The sequence below is a fragment of the Rathayibacter oskolensis genome, assembly GCF_900177245.1.
GTDB lineage: Bacteria > Actinomycetota > Actinomycetes > Actinomycetales > Microbacteriaceae > Rathayibacter > Rathayibacter oskolensis.
In genome coordinates, this window is the sequence record NZ_FXBM01000002.1 from 797,592 (window position 1) to 818,330 (window position 20,739).

A 20,739-nucleotide genomic window follows, 5' to 3' on the forward strand; every position below is an offset into this window, starting at 1 on the left:
CCGAGAGAGCCCCGTCCCGTCGAGGGAGCCTGCCGTCTCAGGCCGACTCGACGGGGCGGGGCTCTCTCGCGGGGCGCCTACTCGGTGAGCTTGGCGGCCCGCTCCGCCTTCAGGCGCGCCTGCTCGCGGCGCACCTCGGCGTAGCGGTTCTGCTCGACGCGCAGCCACTCGGGCACCTCGTCGAGGAGGGCCTGGATCTCGGCCGACGTGAGCGCCTCGGTGATGCCGCCGCGGGCGAGCCCCGAGATCGAGACGTTGAGCCGGGAGGCGATGACGGGGCGCGGGTGCGGGCCCTCCTCGCGCAGCGTCGTCAGCCAGGCCGGCGGGTTCGCGACCAGCTCGTCGTACTGCTCGCGAGAGATCGACGACTCCTGGAACTCCTCCGGGGTCGCGGGCAGGAAGATCTGCAGCTTCTTCGCCGCGGTCGCAGCCTTCATCGTCTGGGTCGCCTTGGCCATGCGGCAACCCTACCGGCGCCCGGTCGAGCGCCTACCCTGGAACGATGAGCGACGAGCCCGAGATCATCGACCACGAGGCTCACGAGGCGATCGACGTCGATGCGGGCCCCGTGCTCGCCGTCTCGCTCGTCCCCGGCGTCACGCCGACGAAGTGGACCCGCGTCTGGGGCCAGCGCCGACCCGAGCTCCCGCTGCGCATCACGGTGATCGACGAGCGCGAGCAGGAGTCGGTGCTGCGCGACGGCCGCGCGCTGCTCGCCTTCGTCCGCGGCGAGATCGCCTCCGACGCGGTCAGCTCGATCCACCTCTACGACGAGCAGCCCGTCGCCGTCCTCTGGCGCGAGCACCCCCTGGCCGATGCCGAGGGCGTCGAGGTCGCCGACCTGGCCGAGGAGCACCTGCTGCAGGATCCGGCCGAGGTGCCGGAGTGGGCGGCGCTCGCCGTCGAGATCGCCGACGGCTCCCGGCGCCCGCTGCCCGTGCTGCGCGATCTCGACGACGCGGTCGAGCAGGTGGCGGCCGGCGTCGGCGTGCTGATCCTCCCGCAGTCGGTCGCGCGCGTGCACAGCCGCAAGGACGTCACCGCGGTGCCCGTGTCGGGAGTGGCCCCGACCTCCGTCCGCCTCGCGTGGCTCACGGAGGAGAAGAGCGACGACATCGAGGACTTCATCGGCGTCGTGCGCGGCCGGAGCGCGAACACGACGCGCGGGACGGCGGCGACGCCTCCGGTGGCGTCACGGGCCAAGGCCGCGAAGGCCAAGGCGAGGGAGGTGCGCGAGGCGGCGGAGAAGGCGGGCGGCGGGCGCAAGAAGCCGGCGCGTCCCAGCGCGCCGAAGGCCGTCGTCCGGCGGACGCGGAAGCCCCGTGGGCGCTGAGCCCGACTGGTCGCTCCGGCCGGGGGTCGTCGAGGACGCGGCGTGGATCGCCGAGCTCCGCGCTGTCGTGATGCGGCCCGACCTCGAGCGGCTCGACCGCTACGACGCGCACCGTGTGCGCCACCGGTTCCTCGACGGCTACCGGCCCGAGCACACGCGCGTCGTCGAGATCGACGGCTCCGCGGTCGGCTGCATCGCGGCGCGCGTCGAGGACGACGCCGTGTGGATCGAGCACTTCTACCTCGAGCCGGGCGTGCAGGGGCGCGGCGTCGGCGGCGAGGTGCTGCGCACGGTGATGGGCGAGGAGGCGCGTCACGACCTGCCCTTCCGCCTGGACGCGCTGCGAGGGAGCGCGGCCCGGCGACTGTACGAGCGGCACGGCTTCCGCTACGAGCGGCCGGAGGGGGAGTGGGACGAGATCCTGACGACCGGAGGGACGGGGGACAGCGCGGCCGGCGCCGTGCCCCCCTTGTGACGGAGGGGGACGAGCAGGGTCCGACGGCGCGTCGGGCTCAGGATCGGACGCGGAGGCGCCAGGGCAGCGCGAGCCAGATCCCGACGATGGCGACTCCCGTGACCGTCGCCGCGGTGATCGCGAGGGGTCTGGTGGTGACGACGTCGAAGACGAGCAGCACCGTGCCGATGAGCACGAGCGCCACGGCGCCCAGAGTGAGTCGGAGGAGGACGTTCCCCGCGCGCACGAGCGCGGCCTTCGCCCGGCGGCGGAAGAGCTCGCGATGGAGGCTGACGGGAGCGAGCCCGAGGAGGGTCGCCGTCACGGAGACCGTGACCAGAACCAGGTACACGTCGACCTGGAAGGCATCGAGTTCGGTGAACCGCTGCTGGAAGGCGATCGCGAGCAGGAAGCCCGTCAGGATCTGGGTGCCCGTCTGGATGACCCGGAGCTCCTGCAGGATCTCGTTCCAGTTCCGGTCCCACCGCTCCGTCTCGGTCTCGTCCCGGCCGTCGCCGGGGATGTCGGAGTCGTCGGGAGACGTGTCGGCTGACGGCGAGGACATGCCGTCATTCTCGCCGAGCTCGAGTCCGGGCGGCGTGAGGAGCCCCGCGCGCCCGTCGACCAGCACGGCGGTGATCGAGCGCAGGGGTCCGCAGCCCGCTGTCGGTGCGCACGGCTAGGGTTCGGCCATGCCCACGAGCGATGAGACCTGGACCCTGGCCGACCACGACGTACCCGTCTACCGCAGCGGAGAGGGCGAGCACGCGCTCATCCTGATCCACGAGGTCTGGGGGGTCGACGGGCACATCCGCTCGGTGGCCGATCGCTACGCGGCCGAGGGCTTCCGCGTCGTCGCACCCGAGCTGCTCGCCGAGAGCGGCCTGCTCGAGCAGCTCGACACCGAGCAGCGCGCCGACTACGACCACCCGGTCCGGAGGCTGCCCCGCCAGGTCGAGCTGCGCACCTTCTTCGCGCCGGTCTTCACGCCCGAGCACTCGCAGCGCTCCGTCGCGATCCTCCGGGCACTGGTGAGCCGGCTGCTCAGCGAGGACGGCGTCCTCAGCGTCTCGGTGACCGGCTTCTGCTACGGCGGGACCTTCAGCTGGGCGCTGGCGCTCGCCGAGCCGCGTCTCGCCTCCGCCGTGCCGTTCTACGGGCACAACACCGCCTCCGCCGACGAGCTGGCCGCTCTCGACGTCGCGGTGCTCGCCTTCTACGGAGACCAGGACGCGCCCCTGATGGCGCAGGTCCCGGGCATCCGGGAGGCGACCGCGGGCGAGGACGTCGAGCTCGTCGTCTACCCGGGTGCGGGTCACGCGTTCTTCAACGACGCCAACGACGGCACCTACGACGCGGCGGCGGCGACCGACGCGTGGCCGCGCGCCCTCGCGTTCCTCCGCTCGCACGCGATCTGACGCACTCGACGATCCGGCTCCGCCTGCTGATCGAGTAGCCCGCGGAGCGGATACGCCCTGCAGGGCTGCTCGACCAGCAGGCCGGCGAGCGGAGCGGGTGTCAGGCGACGTCCTTCACGTGCCCGCCCTTGATGTGCAGGCGGCGCTGAGCGCGGCGAGCGACGGCGGAGTCGTGCGTCACGATCACCAGGGTGAGACCGAGATCCTTCCAGAGCGTCTCGAGCAGCGTCATGATGTCGTCGCGGGTGTCCTCGTCGAGGGCACCGGTCGGCTCGTCGGCCAGCAGCACCTTCGGGTTCTTCACCAGTGCGCGGGCGATCGCGACGCGCTGCTGCTGGCCGCCCGAGAGCTCGGCGGGCAGGTGATCGAGCCGGTCCGCGAGCCCGACGGAGGCGAGCGCCTCCTTCGCGCGCGCGGCCCGCTCGGCCGACGGGATGCGCTGGGGAGCGAGGGCTGTCTCGACGTTCTCGAGCGCCGTGAGCGTCGGGATCAGGTTGAAGCTCTGGAAGACGATCCCGACGTCCTTCGCCCTGACCTCGGCCAGGCGGCCGTCGCCGGCCGACGAGATCTCGTTCTCGCCGAGCACGACGGTGCCGGAGGTCGGCCGGTCGAGGGCGCCGAGCATCTGCAGGAGCGTCGACTTGCCGCCTCCCGTCGGGCCTTGGATCGCGACCATCTGGCCGTCGGGGATCGAGAGAGTGACGTTCTTCAGCGCCGTGACCTTCGTCTTGGATCCGTCGTAGCTCTTGCTGACGTTCGTGAGGGTGTACATGTCGGTGTCCTTCGTGTCGAGGGTGGGTCGGCTCAGCCGACGGAGCGGAGTGCGGCGGCGGGGCGCAGGCGCGAGGCGCGCCAGCCTCCGATCGCACCGGCGAGGAGACCGCCGAGGATCGCGAGTCCGACCGCGAGCAGGATCACCGGGACGGTGATCGGCAGCGACAGGGCGATCTCGGTGGCCGTGGCCGTCTGCGCGGCACCCGGGCCTCCGCCTCCGAAGCCGCCGCCGGGGCCCGCCGCCGCCGTGGTCGTCGCGGAGGTGCCGGAGAGCGTCGGTGCGATGCCGTTCACGATGGCGATCCCCGCGAGGCCGATGACGATTCCGGCGGCGCCTCCGATCAGCCCCTGCACGACCGACTCGCCGGCGACCTGGCGCACGATCGAGCCGTTGGTCCAGCCGATGGCCTTGAGCGTCCCGAACTCCCGGGTGCGCCGGGTGACCCCCGAGATCGTGAAGAGCGTCGCGATCAGGAACGCGGCGGCGAGGACCAGGAGCGAGAGCCAGGTGCCCAGGCTCGAGACCAGGTCGCCGGCGGTCGACAGCGAGCCCGAGACGGAGGAGGCGAGGTCGGACTGCGTCGAGACGGTGTTGTCGGGGAGGGCCGTCTCGATGTCCGACTGGATCTGGGCGATGTCCTCGGAGGAGGCGGCCTGCACGTAGACCGACGAGATCATCCCGTCCTGGCCGGCGAGGGTCTGCGCGACGTCGAGCGGGATGTAGGTGTCGGAGGCGGTGCTCGCGTCGGTCGAGTCCGAGGTGACGATCCCGATCACGCTGAACTCGGTCCCGCCGATGTCGAGGGTCGAGCCGACCGAGAGCTCGGCGGTCGTGGCGTAGGAGGAGTCGATCACGACCACGTTCTGCCCCGCGTCCTCGGCGGTGAAGGTGCGGCCGTCGGTGAGGCTCACGTCGGCCAGGGGGCCGATCGCCGAGCCGGCCGGGTCGAGCCCGAGCACCGAGAACGAGTCGACGTCGAAGGAGGATCCGCCGGCTCCGTCGGGTCCGCCGGAGGGCGCCTCGCCGGACTGGTCGGCTCCGGGAGCGGCGCCCGAGCCCATCTGGCTCATGTCGGGCAGCTCGCCGTTGAAGGTGGTGTTGCTCAGCGAGAGAACGCCGATCGCGGTCTGCACGTCGTCGACTCCGAGGACCGTGTCGACGGCGGAGGCGTCGAACGTCGCCGTGCCGGGGTCGGCCGCGAGGCGGGACTGGTTGACCGAGGTCGTGCCGCCCTCGGTGGTCCCGTCGGACGAACCGAAGTCGAAGCGCTGCCCGCCGCCCTCGGTCGGGGCCTCGGCGGCCTGGGTGACGGTGATGTCGGTGCCGACTCCGTAGACGGACTCGAGGACGGAGGCCTGGGCGTTCTGCACTCCGGCGGCGAACGAGTTGACGAGGATCACGAGGGCGATGGCGAGCGCCATCCCGGCGGCGATGATGACGGTCTGCCGTCGCCGATTGGTGAGCTCTCGCCTGAGGTAGGTGGCGAACATCTGTTCCTTCGATCGGTCTGAGACGGTCCCGGAGCCGGGACGCGGGGGAGGGAGCGGGGTGGTCCGCTCGATGGCCGACCGTAGGGGCGGGGTCTAAGCGCCCCCTTGCGCCTCCCTATGGGTCGACGATGACGCCGGCACCCGCCTCCCGGGCCGCGGCGGGGGTTCCCCGGCGGCTGCCGCGGGCCTAGGCTCGCGCCCACGGAACGAACGGACAGCTGCAACGAACCGACGGAGGCGCCGATCATGACTGCGACACGCGAGACCTCCGCTCCACCCGAGTTGAAGAGGGTCCTCGGCCCCAAGCTCCTCCTCCTGTTCGTCGTCGGCGACATCCTCGGCACGGGCATCTACGCCCTGACCGGTCAGGTCGCCGCCGAGGTGGGAGGCGCGGCCTGGCTGCCGTTCGTCATCGCGTTCGTCGTCGCGACGCTGACGGCCTGCTCCTATCTCGAGCTGGTGACCAAGTTCCCGCAGGCGGCAGGTGCGGCCCTCTACGCGCACAAGGCGTTCGGCATCCACTTCGTCACGTTCCTGGTCTGCTTCACGGTGATGGCGAGCGGGATCACCTCGGCGAGCGCCGCCTCCGGGGCGTTCGCGAGCAACTTCGCCCTCGGCTTCGGTCTGGGCGACGGCGCGGGGACGCGCCTGCTCATCGCGCTCGTGTTCATGGTCTGCATCGCGCTGGTCAATCTGCGCGGAGTCGCGGAGAGCGTCGGCCTGAACGTCGTGCTCACCCTGATCGAGCTCTCGGGTCTGCTGCTGGTGATCTTCGTCTGCTTCTTCGCCGTGTTCGGCGGTCAGGCCGACTTCTCGCGCGTGGTCGTCTTCGAGGGGCCGGAGGACAAGTCGCTGCTGCTCGCGGTCAGCACGGCGACCTCGCTCGCCTTCTTCGCGATGGTCGGCTTCGAGGACTCGGTGAACATGGCGGAGGAGACGAAGGAGCCCAGCCGCATCTTCCCGAAAGTCATGCTCACGGGTCTCGCGATCACGGCGGTCGTCTACGTGCTGGTGTCGACCCTCGCGGTCGCGATCGTGCCGGTGGGCGACCTCGCGGGCAACGACACTCCGCTCGTCACGGTCGTCGAGGCGGCGGCGCCGGACTTCCCCATCTCGACCCTGCTGCCCTTCATCTCGCTCTTCGCGGTGGCGAACAGCGCCCTGATCAACATGATGATGGCCAGCCGCCTGCTCTACGGGATGAGCAAGCAGGGCGTGCTCCCGCCGTTCCTGCGGAACGTGCTGCCCGGCCGGCGCACGCCGTGGGCGGCGATCCTCTTCACCACCGTCATCGCGCTGCTCTTGACCGCCTACGTCTCGCGCGATCCGTCCGACCCGATCGTGGTGCTGCTCGGAGGGACTACGTCGCTGCTGCTGCTCGCCGTGTTCGCCGTCGTGAACGTCTCGGTCCTCGTCCTGCGGAAGCAGCCGGTCGAGCACAGCCACTTCCGCACGCCGACCGTGCTGCCGGTGCTCGGCGCGATCGCGTGCCTCTACCTCGTGCTGCCGATCACGTCGGGCCGCGATCTCGCCCAGTACGAGATCGCCGGGGTGCTGCTGGTCGTCGGGGTGCTGCTGTGGTTCGCGACCTTCATCGACCGGAGGGTGCGCGGCTACGCGCGATCGGCGGTGGTCGAGGAGCCGGAGGCGCTCGAGTCGGCCGATCCCGCGAAGGATCGCTGAGCCGGGACCGCTCGGCCCCTTCGGTTCCCCACAGGGACGGCATCGGCCGGACATAGCCTGCTCATAGGAAAGTCCCGATACTGGGGAGACATGAGCATCCCAGCCCCCTCGAAGCACCTCGCCTCCGCGCAGCGCACCCGACTCAAGCGCGCCGACGGATCACCGATCCGCGTCCTCGTCGTCGACGACGAGAGCACCCTCACCGACCTGCTGCAGATGGCGCTCCGCTACGAGGGCTGGGAGGTGCGCACCGCGGCGGAGGGGCGCGCCGCGATCACGATCACCCGCGAGTTCCGTCCCGACGTGATCGTCCTCGACGTGATGCTCCCCGACATCGACGGGCTGCAGGTGCTCCAGAGGGTCCGCGCCGACGGGAGCGCGACGCCGGTGCTCTTCCTCACGGCGAAGGACGCCCTCGACGACCGCATCGCGGGGCTGACGGCCGGCGGAGACGACTACGTCACCAAGCCGTTCTCGCTCGAGGAGCTCGTCGCCCGGATGCGCGGTCTCATCCGCCGCTCCACCCTGCTCGCCAACGACGTCGACGACCCCGAGGTCGTCGTCGGCGACCTCGTCCTCAACGAGGACAGCCACGAGGTCCGCCGCGGCGACACCGACATCGAGCTGACCGCGACCGAGTTCGAGCTGCTGCGCTTCCTGATGCGCAACCCTCGGCGCGTGCTGAGCAAGGCGCAGATCCTCGACCGGGTCTGGTCGTACGACTTCGGCGGCAAGTCGAGCGTGGTCGAGATCTACATCTCCTACCTCCGCAAGAAGATCGACGCGGGCCGCTCGCCCATGATCCACACCGTGCGCGGCGCCGGCTACATGCTGAAGCCCGCGGAGTAGTGGCAGCGGATCGCGGGCGGGCCCGGCCGACGCTCGGCGACTTCGCCACCCGCTCGGCGCTCCGGCGCTCGCGCGGCGGGCGTCGGTCTCCGTGGACGCTCCGGCGGCGGATGGTCGTCGCGGTCGTCGCGATGGTCGCCGTGACCGCGGGGATCGTGGGCGCCGTCAGCGTGCTGTCGCTGCGCGGGATCCTCTACGAGAGCACCGACTCGCAGCTGAGCGACTCGCTCACCCGCCTCCAGAACTTCGACGGCCCGACTCAGTTCGCGGGGCCGAGCGCGATCGAGCGGGCGACGACCTGCCCGAGCGGATCGTTCGGCAACGGGCCCAGCCAGGACCTCAGCACCATCACCGCGGTGCGGGAGTCCGACGGATCCTTCGTCGGCGCGTACATCGACGCCGCCGACACCTGCCAGCAGTTCACCGACCCCGCCGATTCGGTGCTGAACGCCGCCGTCACCGCGGGTGGCGACGAGGTCACGATCGAGCTCCCCGGCGAGCTCGGGGAGTACCGGGTCCGCGCGACCGCGGTCGACGGCTCGGTCGTCGTCGTCGGAGTGCCCCTGGGCGAGGTCAGCGAGACGCTCCGCTCGCTGACGCTGGTCGTCCTGACGGTCGTCCTCCTGGCGATGATCCTCGTCGCCCTGATCGCGACCGCGATCATCCGGGTGGCCCTCCGGCCGCTCGAGCGGGTGGAGGCGACCGCGACCCGCGTCGCCGAGCTGCCCCTCGAGCGCGGCGAGGTCGAGCTCGTGGAGCGCGTGCTCGAGGAGGACGCCGACACCCGCACCGAGGTCGGCCGGGTGGGCGCCGCGTTCAACCGCATGCTCGACCACGTCGGCGGGGCTCTGGAGGCGCGCCAGGCGAGCGAGAACAAGGTGCGGCAGTTCGTCGCCGACGCCTCGCACGAGCTGCGCACCCCGCTCGCCGCGATCCGCGGCTACGCCGAGCTGCCCCGCCGGAGCGACGTCGAGCTGCCGGAGGCCGCGACCTACTCGCTCGACCGGATCGAGTCGGCGGCGACCCGGATGACCTCCCTGGTCGAGGACCTCCTCCTCCTCGCGCGCCTCGACGAGGGACGCGACCTCGAGAAGGAGCCTGTCGATCTGACCATGGTGCTGATCGAGGCGGTGTCGGACGCGCACGTCGCCGGACCCGACCACGAGTGGGACCTCGACCTCCCGGAGGAGCCGCTCGAGATCCGCGGCGACGGCTTCCGCCTGCACCAGGTGGTCGCGAACCTGCTCCGGAACGCCGCCGTGCACACGCCTCCCGGCACCCGGGTCGTCGCGGCGCTCGCCGAGGAGCGCGACGAGCGCGGGCTGCCGATCGCGGTGGTGACGGTCACCGACTCCGGACCGGGGATCGACCCCGCGCTGGTGCCGGTGCTGTTCGAGCGGTTCGCGCGCGGCGACTCGTCGCGTGCCCGCACGACCGGCTCGACGGGCCTGGGGCTGGCGATCGTGTCGGCGGTCGTCGACGCGCACGGCGGGCGCGTGCTCGTCGAGTCGGAGCCCGGGCGCACGAGCTTCCGGGTGGAGCTGCCGGCGGGCTGAGGCGCTGACGTGCTCGATCTGCAGGTGCTGGTGCGATCTGCAGGAGATCAGGCCGAGATCACCCGTTCTGCCGCATGACCACGCACCGAACCGCCCCTGTCTCCGGCAGACGGCACCGACGCCTGCAGATCGCACTGACGCCTGTAGATCGCACCGCCGCCTGCAGACCGCACCGACGCCTGCAGACGGCGCGCGGAGCCTCCGCCTAGACGTTCACGCCCAGGCGCCGACGCGCGTCGTCCAGCGTGCGCACCACCTGCACGACCTCGTCGAGCGGGTGCAGCGGCGACTCCGTGCGCCCCTCGGCGAGGTATCCCGCGAGGTGCACCGCCTCCCAGGCGAGCCCCTCACCACCCTGGAGCGGCGACTCGTCCGTCCACGACCCGCTCTCGGAGCCGCGGGTCAGCGTCACCCCGCTGGGGCTCCAGAACGACGGATGCACGTCGATGCGCCCCTCCCCGCCGGCCACGAACGCGGTCTGCGGAGTATCGGCCAGCACGGTCGACGTAGCGACCGACTGCACGCCGCCCGCGTGCCGTCCCACGATGGTGGCGGTGGCGTCGACTCCGGTCTCGGTGAGGCTGCCGGCGACCACCGTGCTCTGCGGGGTGCCGGCGATCATCGAGACGAACGAGGAGGCGTAGACGCCCACGTCGAGCAGGCCCCCGCCCGCGAGCGCCGGATCGAAGATGCGGCTCGACGGGTCGAACGGGAACGCCGCGCCGAAGTCCGCCGAGACGAGCGCGGGGGTTCCGACCGCCCCGTCGGCGACGAGCTGCCGGACCACGTCCACGTGCGGCAGGTAGCGCATCCACATCGCCTCCATCGCGAACACCCCCGCGTCGCGCGCGGCGTGCACGATCATCTCGGCCTCGCCCGGAGTGGGCGCGAACGGCTTCTCGACCAGGATGTGCTTGCCCGCCGCGATGGCGAGCAGCGCCTGGCGGGCGTGCTCGGAGTGCGGCGACGCGATGTAGACGACGTCCACCTCCGGGTCGTTCACCACCGCGTCGTAGCCGGCCCGGGCGCGCTCGATCCCGAAGCGCTGCGCGAACTGCTCTGCACGCTCGAGCGACCGAGAGCCGACGGCGACGACGCGCTGCCGCGTGTGCTTCTGCAGCGCATCGACGAAGCTCCCGGCGATCGAGCCCGGGGCGATGATCCCCCAGCGCAGGACGGGGGAGTCGAGGAGGGAGGGGAGCCGGGGTTCCGGGAGCGTCAGTGCCATCCCTCCACGCTAGGCCCTGCGTCCTCCGCGGTCATCCGGGTCCGCCGGGGTCCCCCGCGTTCCCCTAGTGTGTGAGCGCACGCGGAGCCGCGAGCGGAGGAGGACCTCTATGCCCGAGTGGTACACCCTCGGTGTCGTCGCCGTGGTGATCGTCGTCGTCGTGATCGCGATCGTCCGCTTCCGCCAGAACCCCGTGCTCGTGCTCGCCGTCGGCGCCGCCGCGATCGGACTCCTGACCGGGCTCGGCCCCGTCGAAACCGTCTCGACCATGACCCGCGGTTTCGGCGAGGTGATGATGGAGGCGGGCCTCCTGATCGGCTGGGGCGTGCTGATCGGCGCGATGCTCAACGAGATGGGAGCGGTGGTGCGCCTCGTCGAGGGTCTGATGCGGACCTTCGGCCGTCGGGGCATCCCCTACGCACTGGGCCTCTCGTTCGCCACCTACCTGCAGACGATCTTCGTCGACGCGCTCATCGTCATCGCGGCGCCGCTCGCCCGCCGGATCGCTCCGCGGCTGGGTCGGGCGGGCACGGGCATCGTCTCGGTGACCTTCGCCGTCGGGCTCGAGATGGGGATCGTGATGATGGTGCCGGGCTTCGCCGCGGTCGCCCTCGCCGGTCTCCTCGGAGTCCCGCTCGGCGTCATGATGCTCGGCGGCTTCGCTGTGGTGGCGCCGACGGTGGTCGTCACGATCCTCCTGATGTCGCTCGCCTTCCGCGCGGGCTTCTGGGATCCCGCGCGCGACGAGTCGACCCTCCTGCGCGACGAGGCGCCGGTCCTCGTGGCGGCCGAGGCGGGTGGCGCGGTCCACGGGGGCAGCCCCGACTTCTCGTCGCCCGGGCGCGCCGGCATCGAGCACGGGAGCGGAGGAGTCGCCGCCCCGCCGGAGGGCGACGCGCCGCGCGAGCGCCCGCTCCTCCTCCTCTTCGCACCGATGCTGCTCGCACTCCTGCTCATCGCATCGGAGGCGGTGCTCACGGTCGCCGGTGCGGAGGTGCCGGTCCTGCAGTTCCTGGGCGACCCCGTGATCGCCCTGCTCATCGCCGTGATCGCGACCGGGGCGGTGGGCCGCTCCGTCGTCGGCGCGAAGCGGATCGAGAAGGCCGTGGCGAAGGGGTTCCAGGACGGCGGCCAGATCTTCCTCCTGACGGGAGTCGGCGGCAGCCTCGCGGCCGTGATCGCGGAGGGCGACCTCGGCGATCTGCTCGCGGGCTACTTCTCGGCTTCGGCGACCGCTCCGCTGCTCCTCGTCTGGGTGATGGCGGCGGTCCTGCACATCGCGGTCGGCTCGGTCACCCTCTCGGCGATCACGGCGGCCGGAGTGGTCGCCCCGGTCGCGGCGACCATCGGGCTCGATCCGCTGCTGATCGCGCTGGCGGCGGGATCGGGCGCCCTCTTCTGCATCCACGTCACCTCGAACACGTTCTGGCTGCTGCAGAGCTTCCTCGGCCAGTCGGTGCGCGGAGCGCTCAAGACCGTGACCGTCGGCGTCTCGCTCGCCTCGGTCCTGGCGCTCGGGATGACGCTGCTCCTCTCCCTCGTCGTCCGCTGACGCCGTCCGCGGGGCGGTTCGGGGCCCCGCACGGCAGAATGGGTCGCGATGACCTCCACACCCCCGCCTCTCGGCCTCCTCCTCGACGTCGACGGCCCCATCGCCAGCCCGACGACCCGCACGATCGCGATCCCCGAGATCGCCGACGACCTCGTCGCCCTCGCGAACGCCGGCATCCCGATCGTCTTCAACACCGGCCGCTCCGACGCGTTCCTCCGCGAGCGGGTGCTGCCCTCGCTCCTCGAGCGCGGCGTCTCGGCCGAGGCGCGCATCGTCTGCGTGTGCGAGAAGGGCGCGGTGTGGTTCACGGTCGACTACCGCGGCACCTCCGAGCCGATCGTCGACGAGTCGCTCGCGATCCCCGAGCCGGTGGCACGCGATCTCGAGCGGATGATCCGCTCCGACTACGACGACCTCGTCTTCTTCGACGAGACCAAGCGCGCGATGGTCTCGGCCGAGCAGCTGGTCGACCTCTCCAACGAGGACTACCTCGAGCGCCAGCTGGTGTTCGACGCCGACGCGCTGCAGATCATGACCGCGGCCGGCCTCGGAGTGGAGCGCCGCGGCATCCGCTACCCCGACGACACCGGGAAGGTCGAGTACCGCATCGACCCGACCGTCATCTCCACCGACATCGAGTCGAACCGTCTCGGCAAGGATCTCGGTGCCCAGCGCGCGGTCGAGCTGCTCGGCGCGACGGGCGCGATCCCGCAGCGCTGGCGGACCGTCGGCGATTCGCGGAGCGACTACGCGATGGCGGACTGGCTGTTCGAGCACGCCTACGACGTCGCGCACGTCGACGTTCGGCCGGCGGACGGCGTCCCCGACAAGCCCTACCCGGTCCTAGTGGTCGACGGGAAGATCCACGACGAGGCCGGCGCGGCCGTCCTGCACCGCTGGACCGAGCTCGTCGCCGACGAGACGACGCCCGAGGTGGGCGACGGGATCTCGCTGCACGGCGCATCCGGCGACCACTCCTAGCCGCACCGCCACCCCCTCGCCCGAGATGCCGGTGAGCGTTAGCGTCGGAGCATGAGAATCGCAGTCACCGGTGGATCCGGCAAGCTCGGACGCAGCGTCGTCACCCGCCTCCGCGCCTCCGGGCACGACGTGTTCAACCTCGACCGGGCGGGGGAGCGGGGAGCGGGCTTCGTCCGCATCGACGTGTCCGACTACGGCCAGGTCGTCGATGCGCTGCAGTCGGTCAACGACCAGTACGAGGGCATCGACGCCCTCGTGCACCTCGCGGCCATCCCCGCCCCCGGGATGGTGCCCGACATCGCCACCTTCCACAACAACATGACGTCGACGTTCAACGTCTTCCACGCGGCGATCCGCGCGGGGATCCGGACCATCGTCCACGCCTCCAGCGAGACCGTCCTCGGCCTCCCGTTCGACGTGCCGCCGCCCTACATCCCCGTCGACGAGAAGTACCCGGCCCGCCCCGAGTCGGTCTACTCGCTCACGAAGCACCTCGAGGAGCAGCTCGCGATCGAGCTGTGCCGCTGGCACCCCGATCTGAAGATGATCGGCCTGCGCTTCTCGAACGTCATGGACGAGGCCGACTACGCCGAGTTCCCGTCGTTCGACTCGGACGCCCTCGCCCGCAAGTGGAACCTTTGGGGCTACATCGACGGCCGTGACGGAGCGCAGGCGGTCGAGAAGGCCCTCGAGCTCGACGCGACCGGCTACGACCGCTTCATCATCGCGGCGGCCGACACCGTGATGTCGCGCCCGAACGCCGAGCTGGTCGCCGAGGTGTTCCCCGGAGTCGAGATCCGCGGCGATCTCGGGACGAACGAGACCCTGCTCTCGATCGACCACGCCCGCGAGGTCCTCGGCTACGCGCCCGAGCACTCCTGGCGCGACTCGCAGAACTGACGCCTCCTCCTGCCGGCCCGTCACGAACGGCCGCAGGAACACGTTCGGCTCGCAGAATCCGCGGATTCTGCGAGCCGAAAGTCGTTCTGCGAGCCGGAGGGCTCCCGGGTCAGCTGGGGATGTGGTTGAACGTGTCGGGGTCGGGCCCGGTCCGCTGGTCGCGGTTGAGCGCCGTGATCGCCGTCATCGACTCGTCGTCCAGCTCGAAGTCGAAGAGCGCGAAGTTCTCCTCGACGCGGGCGCGGGTCACCGACTTCGGGAACACGATGTCGCCGCGCTGGATGTGCCAGCGGAGCACGACCTGCGCCGGCGACCGGTCGACGCCGTGCGCGATGCGCACGATGGCCTCGTCGTCGAGGACGAGGCCCTGAGCGATCGGCGACCACGCCTCCGTGGCGATACCGTGCTCGACTCCGTAGGCGCGCAGCTCCTCCTGCGTCAGGTAGGGGTGCACCTCGATCTGGTTGACCGCCGGGACGATGGTCGCCTCCGCGCGCAGGCGGTTGAGGTGGTTGGTCTGGAAGTTCGAGACGCCGATCGCCTTCGCCTTGCCGCTGCGGTAGATCTCCTCCATCGCCTTCCAGGTCTCGAGGTAGTCGCCGACGTTCGGCAGAGGCCAGTGGATGAGGAACAGGTCGACGTAGTCGAACTGCAGCTCGCCCAGTGTGACGTCGATCGCGGCGAGGGCGTCCTCGCGGGCGTGGAACCCGTTGTTCAGCTTGCTCGTGACGAAGACCTCCGAGCGGTCCAGGCCGGAGGCGCGGACGCCCTCGCCCACGCCGGCCTCGTTGCCGTACATCTCGGCGGTGTCGATGTGGCGGTAGCCGACCTCGAGCGCCGTCACGACGGCGTCCTTCGTCTCCGCGGGGTCGATCTGGAACACACCGAATCCCAGCTGGGGGATCTCCACTCCGTTGTTCAGGGTGATCGTGGGGACAGTAGTGGCGTCCGTGCTCATACTCGAGCGTCCTTTCGTCGGGGATCGACCGCGCCTTCGAGCACGCGGCCGAGGACCAGTCCACGCCCCGGAGCCTCCCGGCTGCAAGGCCTTGCGCCCTGCGGTCCGGCCCCGCAGCGAGGACGCCCCGAGCGGCGGCGACGTTCCGCGAGTCTCCCGGGAACGACGAAGGCCCCCGGCACGGATGCCGGGGGCCTTCGAGTCGCGCCTTACGCGCGGGACTTGCGTCCGGTGATCGCGCCGTAGATCAGCAGGACGATGATCGCGCCGACGACCGCCAGGATGATGCTGACGAAGTTGAAGCCCATCGGGTCGTCGCGCCCGAAGAGCGCTCCGCCGATGAATCCGCCGAGCAGCGCGCCGACGATGCCGAGGATGATGGTGATGATCCAGCCACCGCCCTGCTTGCCGGGCAGGATGAGCTTTGCGAGTGCCCCGGCGATGAGGCCGAGGACGATCCAACCGATGATGCCCATGATGTGTCTCCTTCGTATCGTGCTCGATCGGCCGTTCCGATGCGAGCGTCGACGCCTGTCGTGATGGCGTCCTTTCGAGTCCGTCCGATCAGCGGAGGGTGCGCTGGACCTTGTCGCGAGCCTTGGCCACGACCTTGGTCAGCTGCTTCGCCTCGCGCTTGGAGGTCTTCTTGAGCTTCTTCCGCGTCTTCTTCGTCGCCGGGTCGTTCCACACGCCGAGTGCGAGATGGCGGAGCTCTTCGTAGCGTCCGCGTCCGGCGCGGGCGCCGAAGACGTAGGCGGCGAGAGCGACGAGCGCCAGCAGCAGGAGGCGGGGATTCATGCGGTGACCCTTCCGACGGAGAGCACACGGGACGTGCTCGACACCCATTTGACTACCCTGCGTTGTTCGTGACAATTCGGGGCAGGACCATTGACAGCGACCCCCTCCGTCGTGCGACGCGTGCGCGGCGCGGCTCTCAGACGGCGGAGCAGACCGTCGCCAGCCCCGGGTCGTCCGCCCCAGCTCCCGCGAACCGTTCGTGCAGATACGCGCCGTAGCCGCCGACGACGCGGTTGTCGCGGCGTCCGGAGGTGACCACCTCGCCCCGGTCCGTCGCCCCGATGGCCGCCCCCGCCGCGCGCAGCCGGTCGACCAGCAGCACGTCCTCGTGCAGCTCCTCCGTGCCGAACCCGCCCGCGGCGAGGTAGGTGCTGGCGCGCACGCCGAGATTCGCACCGTGGATGCTGCCGATCGACTCCTCCCTGGCGCGCGTGTCGAGCCACCGGTCGTAGACCTCGGGCTCGAGATCGGCGGGCTCGGGTCGCACGGTGCCGAGCAGGACGTCGTGGTCGCGGGCGTGCTCGACGTGGGCGATCAGCCAGTCGGCGGGCACGACCGAGTCGCCGTCGGTGTTGGCCAGCCAGACGCGGTCGGCGGAGGAGGCGGCCCCGGCGAGGGCGTGGGCGATGCCTGCGGATCGCGCGGCACCGACCCCGCAGCGCTCGAGCTCGAGCACGTCGGCACCGGCCGCGCGCGCGTGCTCGACCGTGCCGTCGCCGCAGCCGTCGGCCGCGACGACGAGCCCGACCCCGACCGACGGGTAGCGGTGAGCGAGGTGCGCCGCGCTCTCGAGGACGGAGGACACGAGCCGGCCGATCCGCTCCTCCTCGTCGTGGGCGGGGACCACGACCAGCACGTGCTCGATCGCGGTCATGCCAGCCCTGTCCGACGGGCGACGGAGCGGCCGTCGCGGGAGTGGACCTCGAGGAGGACGTCCTCCTCTTCGTGGCGCACCAGCCGGGTCAGGCCGAGCCGGCCGACGGCGCGCTGCACGGCATCGCCGTCGAGGGCGACTCCGTCGATCGGGTGGCGCCAGTGCACCGTCACGAGCTCGCCGCCGGGCGAGAGCCGCTGGAGGATGCCCAAGAGGGCCGCGTCGAGCGCGTCCGCCCCGAGGTAGTAGCCGACCTCCGAGAGGACGACGAGGTCGAACGGCCCCTCCGGCACGCCGCGGGTGATGTCTCGGTGCTCGACCCGGACGTGGGTGAGCGGTGCCAGTCGCCGAGCCGCGCGCTCGACCGCGGCCGCCGACACGTCGATCGCGAGGAGGCGGCCCGCGCGACCGGCGAGAGCCTCGGCGAGCACGCCGATCGACGCCCCGATCTCGAGGACCGACTCGTAGCGCGCCTCGGCGAGGCTGGCGAGCGTGAGGGCGCGCTTGCGCTCCTCGTACCAGCGGCTCGTGTACCCCCAGGGGTCCTCGTGCCGCTCGTACAGCTCGTCGAAGTAGCTCATCGTCCCGCTCGATCCGTCCCGTGGCATCCACCCGACCCTAGGGATGATCGAGCCCGGAGTCGGCCTCTTGTCGACCCGAGCTCGGTGCGGTAGTCCGGGAGACCCGCTCATGCGAGGCGGATGAGACGATCGGGGCCCGCGAAGTGCCGGAGGAAGAGCGGATGCAGGACGGGTGCGGTTCCGTCGGGTCCGGGTGAGGTCTGACTCGCGTAGCACGCGAGGGCGGAGCGCTTGCGCTCCAGGAGTTCCGCGTCGAGCTCCACGCCGACCAGCTCTCGCCACGGAACCTCGGCGTCCGAGGGGTCGGCCCAGTGCCAGAGCCAGATCGGCGCGGCGAGGGCGGGATGCCCGAGCTCCACGGCGACCTCCCGGCAGATCTCGCCGACCACCCGGTGGTCGCGGTGCCCGTCGCCCGCCCAGGTCGAGAGCAGCAGGACGCTGCCGCGGGGACCGGAGGCGCGCCGGCGGACCTCGTCGAGGATCCGGTCGCGGTGGTCGGGGGTCCCCGAGTCGGGGACCTCGAGGAAGGAGAGGCCGATCTCCGCGCCGAGGCTCGCCAGCGCTGCGAGCGCCTCGGCTCTGCGCTCGTCGGCGAGGTTGGCGGAGGCGTCGCCGTGCGCCGCCGCTCCGTCGGTCACGATCACGACGTCCACCGGCGTGCCGAGCCGCCGCGCGAGGGCGATCAGGCCGCCGCAGCCGAGGGTCTCGTCGTCCGCGTGCGCGACGACGACGAGGATCCGATCGATCGCAGGGGCGGCCAGGAGTCCCGGGTCCAGGGCCGGGAGGCGGTCGATCCGTCCGTCCTCCCGCCAGCGCTCGAGAGGGGTCCCCTCGAGCCGTCCGTCGAAGCTCACCACGCGCTCACCACCTCGTGGTCGCGCCGGAGGCGAGCAGCGCGCGGCCGAGGGAGGCGTCGTCGCGCTCGGCGTGGTGCTGACGGACGTAGAGCGCGAGGTCGGCGACGCGCTTGGCGTGCTCGGCGTCGAGCGCGAGCGGCGCCGGACCGAGCGCCCTGCCCGACCGCGCGAGGATCTCCTCGCACGCCCCCGCGACGCTCGACCTGACGCGCTTGGCGAGCAGAGCTCCGTCCTCGCCCTCGGCGGCGCCCGCGTCGATGAGCACCGCCGCCTCCTCGAGCGCGCGGCGGGCGGCCGACAGCGCGGTGTCGACGGCTCCGAGGTGCGCGAGGAGGTGCGGATCCGACCGCCGGCCGGCCGCAGCGGCGACCGCGGCCGCGATCCCGAGTGCGCCGCCGTGCCAGCACGCCGCCACCCCGATCCCGCCCCAGGCGAAGCCCGGCCGCGAGAGGTACCAGCCGGCCTCGCCGACCGGCTGTGCGGGTGCGGCGGTGAAGCGGACGGGTCCGCTCGGGATCTCGGTGAGGCCGCGGGCGTGCCAGGCGCCCGCCTCCGGTACTGCCGTGCCGTCGCGCAGGCCGACGGCGAAGAGGCGGCGCTCTCCGGAGGCGTCCCCGACGTGCGCGGTGACCAGCGCGGCGTCGAGGCGGTCGGCCAGCGAGCACCAGGGCTTCACTCCGTCGAGCAGCCAGCCCCCGCCGGCCGGGCGGGCGACGAGCGGCGCGTCGCCTCCCTCCGCGGCGAAGACGCCCCAGCCCGCCCCGGGCGGCGCGCCGACATCGGAGGGGGACAGCCCTGCCTCGGCGAGGATCGCGAGCGCGTCGAGGTGCGGTTCGACGGCCCGGGCGACTCCGAGGTCGTGCCGTGCGAGGCGCGTCAGGAGATCCAGCAGCTCGGCGGTGCGGCCCGATCCGGGCTGCGGCACCTCGGCGCCGACCGTGCGGGCGAGCGCGAGCGCGCCGTCGACGTCGTCGGGCAGGGGAGGAGAGAGGGAGTCCATCGGTGACGACGCTACGCAGTCCCCGCCCTCGTCGGCGCCCGATTGCCCGCGCCGCCCCGCGGTGCTACCGGCCGACCGGCTCCCCGTCTCGCGTCGCCACACCCTTTCGCTGCTCGAGCAGCCCCTCAGGGGCGTGTCGAGACCCACCTCCCCGTGAACGCCCCCTTCACAGCTCCAGCGCGTTGATCCGCCGCAGGAGCGACGCGAACAGCTCGACCTCCCCTGCCTCCCAGCTGCGCAGCTCCTCGTGCATCAGCGCCTGGTTCGAACTGCGGATCTCCCGCAGCCGCCCGGCCGTGTCCTCCGTGAGCGCCAGGATGGTCGCGCGTCCGTCGGAGGGGTCGGGGGTGCGAGCGAGGAACCCGTGCCGGTCGAGCGCCGTGATCTGCCGGCTGAGCGCGGACTTGTCCATCTCGAGCAGCTCGGCCAGCGCCCCGGAGTGGACGGGCCCGCGCCGCTCCAGAGCCGAGAGGATCTTGTACCCGAGCGGCGTGAGCTCGGGATGCAGGCGCTGGGCGTACGAGCGCATCGCGGCCCGGACGCGGTTGAAGAGCGTGCTGAGCTCGCCCTCGACGGAGGCGATGGCGGAGTCGACGCCGGGGGCGCGGGACGAGGTCGAGCCGGTCATGACTCCAGCATCCTCCGTCGGCGCCCACTGCGGAGGCGGATCCGACTTGCGTCCGGGCCCCTCGACGTCGTACGCTCTCCGAAGCCAAAGACCGCCGGTTTCCGGTGTGCGCGCGAGCAGGGCCCAGGCCCCGTGAGATCGCCACCGGACGAAGGATTCGCGAAGCGAATGGCCCGCGCAGGTGTGCAAGAGACTCAGTACCGCGTTCACCGCGACTCCCGAAGCTCCCGCGCTCCTGCGCCGGAGCTTTTTTCTTTGCCTGCCTTCGGGCTACCGGCACGAGAATTCACAGGAGTAGCCATGGCGAACAAGGAAGCCTCGGTTGCCGAACTCACGGACAAGTTCCAGAGCTCGACGGCCGTTCTGCTGACCGAGTACCGCGGTCTCACTGTTGCTCAGCTCAAGACGCTGCGCAAGGACATCAGTGAGCACGCCACCTACGCCGTGGTGAAGAACACGCTGACCAAGATCGCGGCCAACAACGCCGGGATCTCCTCTTTCGACGACGAGCTCGCCGGCCCCTCGGCCATCGCGTTCGTGCACGGCGACCCTGTCGCCGTGGCCAAGTCGCTGCGTGCCTTCGCCAAGGCAAACCCTCTCCTCGTGGTCAAGGGCGGTTACTTCGACGGTAACCCGCTGACCGCAGAAGAGGTGGGCAAGCTCGCCGACCTCGAGTCCCGCGAAGTTCTGCTCGGCAAGCTCGCCGGCGCCTTCAAGGCCTCGCTGTTCGGTGCCGCATATCTGTTCAACGCACCGCTGTCCAAGGCCGTTCGCACGGTCGAGGCGCTGCGCGAGAAGCAGGAGTCCGCGAGCTGACCTCTCCC

The 20,739-nt window shown here is 71.6% G+C and carries 23 protein-coding genes; 10 read left to right on the forward strand and 13 right to left on the reverse strand.

Going from position 1 to position 20,739, the window contains the following annotated elements:
• Positions 1 to 77: 77 nt before the first annotated feature.
• Positions 78 to 458, reverse strand: coding sequence for a DUF5997 family protein (locus B9Y99_RS12815; RefSeq protein WP_085476954.1), 381 nt, complete (start codon positions 456 to 458; stop codon positions 78 to 80).
• A gap of 44 nt (positions 459 to 502) precedes the next feature.
• On the opposite strand from B9Y99_RS12815, the gene B9Y99_RS12820 reads away from it, so the two are divergent.
• Together B9Y99_RS12820 and B9Y99_RS12825 are read left to right on the forward strand one after the other, a co-directional pair.
• Positions 503 to 1,333: a LysR substrate-binding domain-containing protein gene (locus B9Y99_RS12820; protein ID WP_085476955.1), complete on the forward strand. Its 831-nt coding sequence runs from the start codon at positions 503 to 505 to the stop codon at positions 1,331 to 1,333.
• Positions 1,323 to 1,808: a GNAT family N-acetyltransferase gene (locus B9Y99_RS12825; protein WP_244274899.1), complete on the forward strand. Its 486-nt coding sequence runs from the start codon at positions 1,323 to 1,325 to the stop codon at positions 1,806 to 1,808. Before B9Y99_RS12820 ends, B9Y99_RS12825 begins: the two co-directional genes overlap by 11 nt.
• Before the next feature lie 37 nt (positions 1,809 to 1,845).
• Here B9Y99_RS12825 and B9Y99_RS12830 read toward each other — a convergent pair whose 3' ends face one another.
• On the reverse strand, positions 1,846 to 2,352 hold the full coding sequence (locus tag B9Y99_RS12830; protein ID WP_085477405.1) for a DUF6328 family protein: 507 nt from the start codon (positions 2,350 to 2,352) through the stop codon (positions 1,846 to 1,848).
• A gap of 127 nt (positions 2,353 to 2,479) precedes the next feature.
• Here B9Y99_RS12830 and B9Y99_RS12835 point away from each other — a divergent pair, with 127 nt between their 5' ends.
• The gene (locus tag B9Y99_RS12835) at positions 2,480 to 3,205 is read left to right on the forward strand and encodes a dienelactone hydrolase family protein (RefSeq protein WP_085476956.1); all 726 of its coding nucleotides are present in this window, start codon (positions 2,480 to 2,482) and stop codon (positions 3,203 to 3,205) included.
• Between the two features lie 100 nt (positions 3,206 to 3,305).
• Here B9Y99_RS12835 and B9Y99_RS12840 read toward each other — a convergent pair whose 3' ends face one another.
• Together B9Y99_RS12840 and B9Y99_RS12845 are read right to left on the reverse strand one after the other, a co-directional pair.
• A complete protein-coding gene (locus B9Y99_RS12840; RefSeq protein ID WP_085476957.1) occupies positions 3,306 to 3,977 on the reverse strand; it encodes an ABC transporter ATP-binding protein in 672 nt (223 codons plus the stop codon).
• Between the two features lie 32 nt (positions 3,978 to 4,009).
• Positions 4,010 to 5,470: an ABC transporter permease gene (locus B9Y99_RS12845; protein WP_085476958.1), complete on the reverse strand. Its 1,461-nt coding sequence runs from the start codon at positions 5,468 to 5,470 to the stop codon at positions 4,010 to 4,012.
• A 246-nt stretch (positions 5,471 to 5,716) separates the two neighbouring features.
• On the opposite strand from B9Y99_RS12845, the gene B9Y99_RS12850 reads away from it, so the two are divergent.
• The 3 genes from B9Y99_RS12850 to B9Y99_RS12860 all read left to right on the forward strand — a co-directional run bounded on the left by B9Y99_RS12850 (position 5,717) and on the right by B9Y99_RS12860 (position 9,558).
• The gene (locus tag B9Y99_RS12850; protein ID WP_085476959.1) at positions 5,717 to 7,153 is read left to right on the forward strand and encodes an APC family permease; all 1,437 of its coding nucleotides are present in this window, start codon (positions 5,717 to 5,719) and stop codon (positions 7,151 to 7,153) included.
• Positions 7,154 to 7,243: 90 nt separating this feature from the next.
• The gene (locus tag B9Y99_RS12855; RefSeq protein ID WP_085476960.1) at positions 7,244 to 8,002 is read left to right on the forward strand and encodes a response regulator transcription factor; all 759 of its coding nucleotides are present in this window, start codon (positions 7,244 to 7,246) and stop codon (positions 8,000 to 8,002) included.
• Positions 8,002 to 9,558, forward strand: coding sequence for a sensor histidine kinase (locus tag B9Y99_RS12860; RefSeq protein WP_244274900.1), 1,557 nt, complete (start codon positions 8,002 to 8,004; stop codon positions 9,556 to 9,558). The genes B9Y99_RS12855 and B9Y99_RS12860 overlap by 1 nt, the downstream gene beginning before the upstream one ends.
• A gap of 205 nt (positions 9,559 to 9,763) precedes the next feature.
• Here the strand turns inward: B9Y99_RS12860 and B9Y99_RS12865 are convergent, their stop codons facing one another.
• Complete coding sequence (locus tag B9Y99_RS12865) at positions 9,764 to 10,786, reverse strand: Gfo/Idh/MocA family protein (protein WP_085476961.1); 1,023 nt, start codon at positions 10,784 to 10,786, stop codon at positions 9,764 to 9,766.
• A gap of 109 nt (positions 10,787 to 10,895) precedes the next feature.
• Here B9Y99_RS12865 and B9Y99_RS12870 point away from each other — a divergent pair, with 109 nt between their 5' ends.
• Genes B9Y99_RS12870 through B9Y99_RS12880 form a run of 3 tightly spaced genes read left to right on the forward strand, consistent with a single transcriptional unit; the run spans position 10,896 to position 14,219 of the window.
• Entirely contained in the window at positions 10,896 to 12,338 is a 1,443-nt protein-coding gene (locus B9Y99_RS12870; RefSeq protein ID WP_085476962.1) for a GntP family permease, read from the forward strand.
• Positions 12,339 to 12,386: 48 nt separating this feature from the next.
• A complete protein-coding gene (locus B9Y99_RS12875; RefSeq protein ID WP_085476963.1) occupies positions 12,387 to 13,319 on the forward strand; it encodes an HAD family hydrolase in 933 nt (310 codons plus the stop codon).
• Positions 13,320 to 13,370: 51 nt separating this feature from the next.
• On the forward strand, positions 13,371 to 14,219 hold the full coding sequence (locus tag B9Y99_RS12880) for an NAD-dependent epimerase/dehydratase family protein (protein ID WP_085476964.1): 849 nt from the start codon (positions 13,371 to 13,373) through the stop codon (positions 14,217 to 14,219).
• 109 nt (positions 14,220 to 14,328) lie between these two features.
• Here the strand turns inward: B9Y99_RS12880 and B9Y99_RS12885 are convergent, their stop codons facing one another.
• The 8 genes from B9Y99_RS12885 to B9Y99_RS12920 all read right to left on the reverse strand — a co-directional run bounded on the left by B9Y99_RS12885 (position 14,329) and on the right by B9Y99_RS12920 (position 19,915).
• Positions 14,329 to 15,177 (reverse strand): aldo/keto reductase, encoded by an 849-nt coding sequence (locus tag B9Y99_RS12885; RefSeq protein WP_085476965.1) that lies wholly within the window; start codon positions 15,175 to 15,177, stop codon positions 14,329 to 14,331.
• Positions 15,178 to 15,386: 209 nt separating this feature from the next.
• Positions 15,387 to 15,653, reverse strand: a complete 267-nt coding sequence (locus tag B9Y99_RS12890) for a GlsB/YeaQ/YmgE family stress response membrane protein (RefSeq protein WP_085476966.1) — start codon at positions 15,651 to 15,653, stop codon at positions 15,387 to 15,389.
• Between the two features lie 88 nt (positions 15,654 to 15,741).
• A complete protein-coding gene (locus B9Y99_RS12895; protein ID WP_085476967.1) occupies positions 15,742 to 15,975 on the reverse strand; it encodes a hypothetical protein in 234 nt (77 codons plus the stop codon).
• 136 nt (positions 15,976 to 16,111) lie between these two features.
• Positions 16,112 to 16,849: a glycosyltransferase family 2 protein gene (locus B9Y99_RS12900; RefSeq protein ID WP_085476968.1), complete on the reverse strand. Its 738-nt coding sequence runs from the start codon at positions 16,847 to 16,849 to the stop codon at positions 16,112 to 16,114.
• Positions 16,846 to 17,457, reverse strand: a complete 612-nt coding sequence (locus B9Y99_RS12905; protein WP_129588027.1) for an SAM-dependent methyltransferase — start codon at positions 17,455 to 17,457, stop codon at positions 16,846 to 16,848. The genes B9Y99_RS12900 and B9Y99_RS12905 overlap by 4 nt, the downstream gene beginning before the upstream one ends.
• A gap of 80 nt (positions 17,458 to 17,537) precedes the next feature.
• Positions 17,538 to 18,287, reverse strand: coding sequence for a PIG-L deacetylase family protein (locus B9Y99_RS12910; RefSeq protein WP_085476970.1), 750 nt, complete (start codon positions 18,285 to 18,287; stop codon positions 17,538 to 17,540).
• Between the two features lie 4 nt (positions 18,288 to 18,291).
• Positions 18,292 to 19,287 (reverse strand): hypothetical protein, encoded by a 996-nt coding sequence (locus B9Y99_RS12915; protein WP_085476971.1) that lies wholly within the window; start codon positions 19,285 to 19,287, stop codon positions 18,292 to 18,294.
• Positions 19,288 to 19,453: 166 nt separating this feature from the next.
• Positions 19,454 to 19,915, reverse strand: coding sequence for a MarR family winged helix-turn-helix transcriptional regulator (locus B9Y99_RS12920; protein WP_085476972.1), 462 nt, complete (start codon positions 19,913 to 19,915; stop codon positions 19,454 to 19,456).
• Positions 19,916 to 20,215: 300 nt separating this feature from the next.
• Here B9Y99_RS12920 and rplJ point away from each other — a divergent pair, with 300 nt between their 5' ends.
• The gene (gene rplJ / locus B9Y99_RS12925; RefSeq protein WP_085476973.1) at positions 20,216 to 20,731 is read left to right on the forward strand and encodes a 50S ribosomal protein L10; all 516 of its coding nucleotides are present in this window, start codon (positions 20,216 to 20,218) and stop codon (positions 20,729 to 20,731) included.
• The last annotated feature ends 8 nt before the right edge of the window (positions 20,732 to 20,739 follow it).

What these genes read in the sequence shown, in the direction of transcription:
- B9Y99_RS12820 (WP_085476955.1), top strand. Translation starts at nt 503, where the DNA reads ATGAGCGACGAGCCCGAGATCATCGACCACGAGGCTCACGAGGCGATC.
- B9Y99_RS12920 (WP_085476972.1), bottom strand. Translation starts at nt 19,915, where the DNA reads ATGACCGGCTCGACCTCGTCCCGCGCCCCCGGCGTCGACTCCGCCATC.
- B9Y99_RS12850 (WP_085476959.1), top strand. Translation starts at nt 5,717, where the DNA reads ATGACTGCGACACGCGAGACCTCCGCTCCACCCGAGTTGAAGAGGGTC.
- B9Y99_RS12815 (WP_085476954.1), bottom strand. Translation starts at nt 458, where the DNA reads ATGGCCAAGGCGACCCAGACGATGAAGGCTGCGACCGCGGCGAAGAAG.
- B9Y99_RS12890 (WP_085476966.1), bottom strand. Translation starts at nt 15,653, where the DNA reads ATGGGCATCATCGGTTGGATCGTCCTCGGCCTCATCGCCGGGGCACTC.
- rplJ (WP_085476973.1), top strand. Translation starts at nt 20,216, where the DNA reads ATGGCGAACAAGGAAGCCTCGGTTGCCGAACTCACGGACAAGTTCCAG.
- B9Y99_RS12905 (WP_129588027.1), bottom strand. Translation starts at nt 17,457, where the DNA reads ATGCCACGGGACGGATCGAGCGGGACGATGAGCTACTTCGACGAGCTG.
- B9Y99_RS12870 (WP_085476962.1), top strand. Translation starts at nt 10,896, where the DNA reads ATGCCCGAGTGGTACACCCTCGGTGTCGTCGCCGTGGTGATCGTCGTC.
- B9Y99_RS12840 (WP_085476957.1), bottom strand. Translation starts at nt 3,977, where the DNA reads ATGTACACCCTCACGAACGTCAGCAAGAGCTACGACGGATCCAAGACG.
- B9Y99_RS12865 (WP_085476961.1), bottom strand. Translation starts at nt 10,786, where the DNA reads ATGGCACTGACGCTCCCGGAACCCCGGCTCCCCTCCCTCCTCGACTCC.
- B9Y99_RS12885 (WP_085476965.1), bottom strand. Translation starts at nt 15,177, where the DNA reads ATGAGCACGGACGCCACTACTGTCCCCACGATCACCCTGAACAACGGA.
- B9Y99_RS12915 (WP_085476971.1), bottom strand. Translation starts at nt 19,287, where the DNA reads ATGGACTCCCTCTCTCCTCCCCTGCCCGACGACGTCGACGGCGCGCTC.
- B9Y99_RS12875 (WP_085476963.1), top strand. Translation starts at nt 12,387, where the DNA reads ATGACCTCCACACCCCCGCCTCTCGGCCTCCTCCTCGACGTCGACGGC.
- B9Y99_RS12845 (WP_085476958.1), bottom strand. Translation starts at nt 5,470, where the DNA reads ATGTTCGCCACCTACCTCAGGCGAGAGCTCACCAATCGGCGACGGCAG.
- B9Y99_RS12900 (WP_085476968.1), bottom strand. Translation starts at nt 16,849, where the DNA reads ATGACCGCGATCGAGCACGTGCTGGTCGTGGTCCCCGCCCACGACGAG.
- B9Y99_RS12855 (WP_085476960.1), top strand. Translation starts at nt 7,244, where the DNA reads ATGAGCATCCCAGCCCCCTCGAAGCACCTCGCCTCCGCGCAGCGCACC.
- B9Y99_RS12895 (WP_085476967.1), bottom strand. Translation starts at nt 15,975, where the DNA reads ATGAATCCCCGCCTCCTGCTGCTGGCGCTCGTCGCTCTCGCCGCCTAC.
- B9Y99_RS12830 (WP_085477405.1), bottom strand. Translation starts at nt 2,352, where the DNA reads ATGTCCTCGCCGTCAGCCGACACGTCTCCCGACGACTCCGACATCCCC.
- B9Y99_RS12835 (WP_085476956.1), top strand. Translation starts at nt 2,480, where the DNA reads ATGCCCACGAGCGATGAGACCTGGACCCTGGCCGACCACGACGTACCC.
- B9Y99_RS12880 (WP_085476964.1), top strand. Translation starts at nt 13,371, where the DNA reads ATGAGAATCGCAGTCACCGGTGGATCCGGCAAGCTCGGACGCAGCGTC.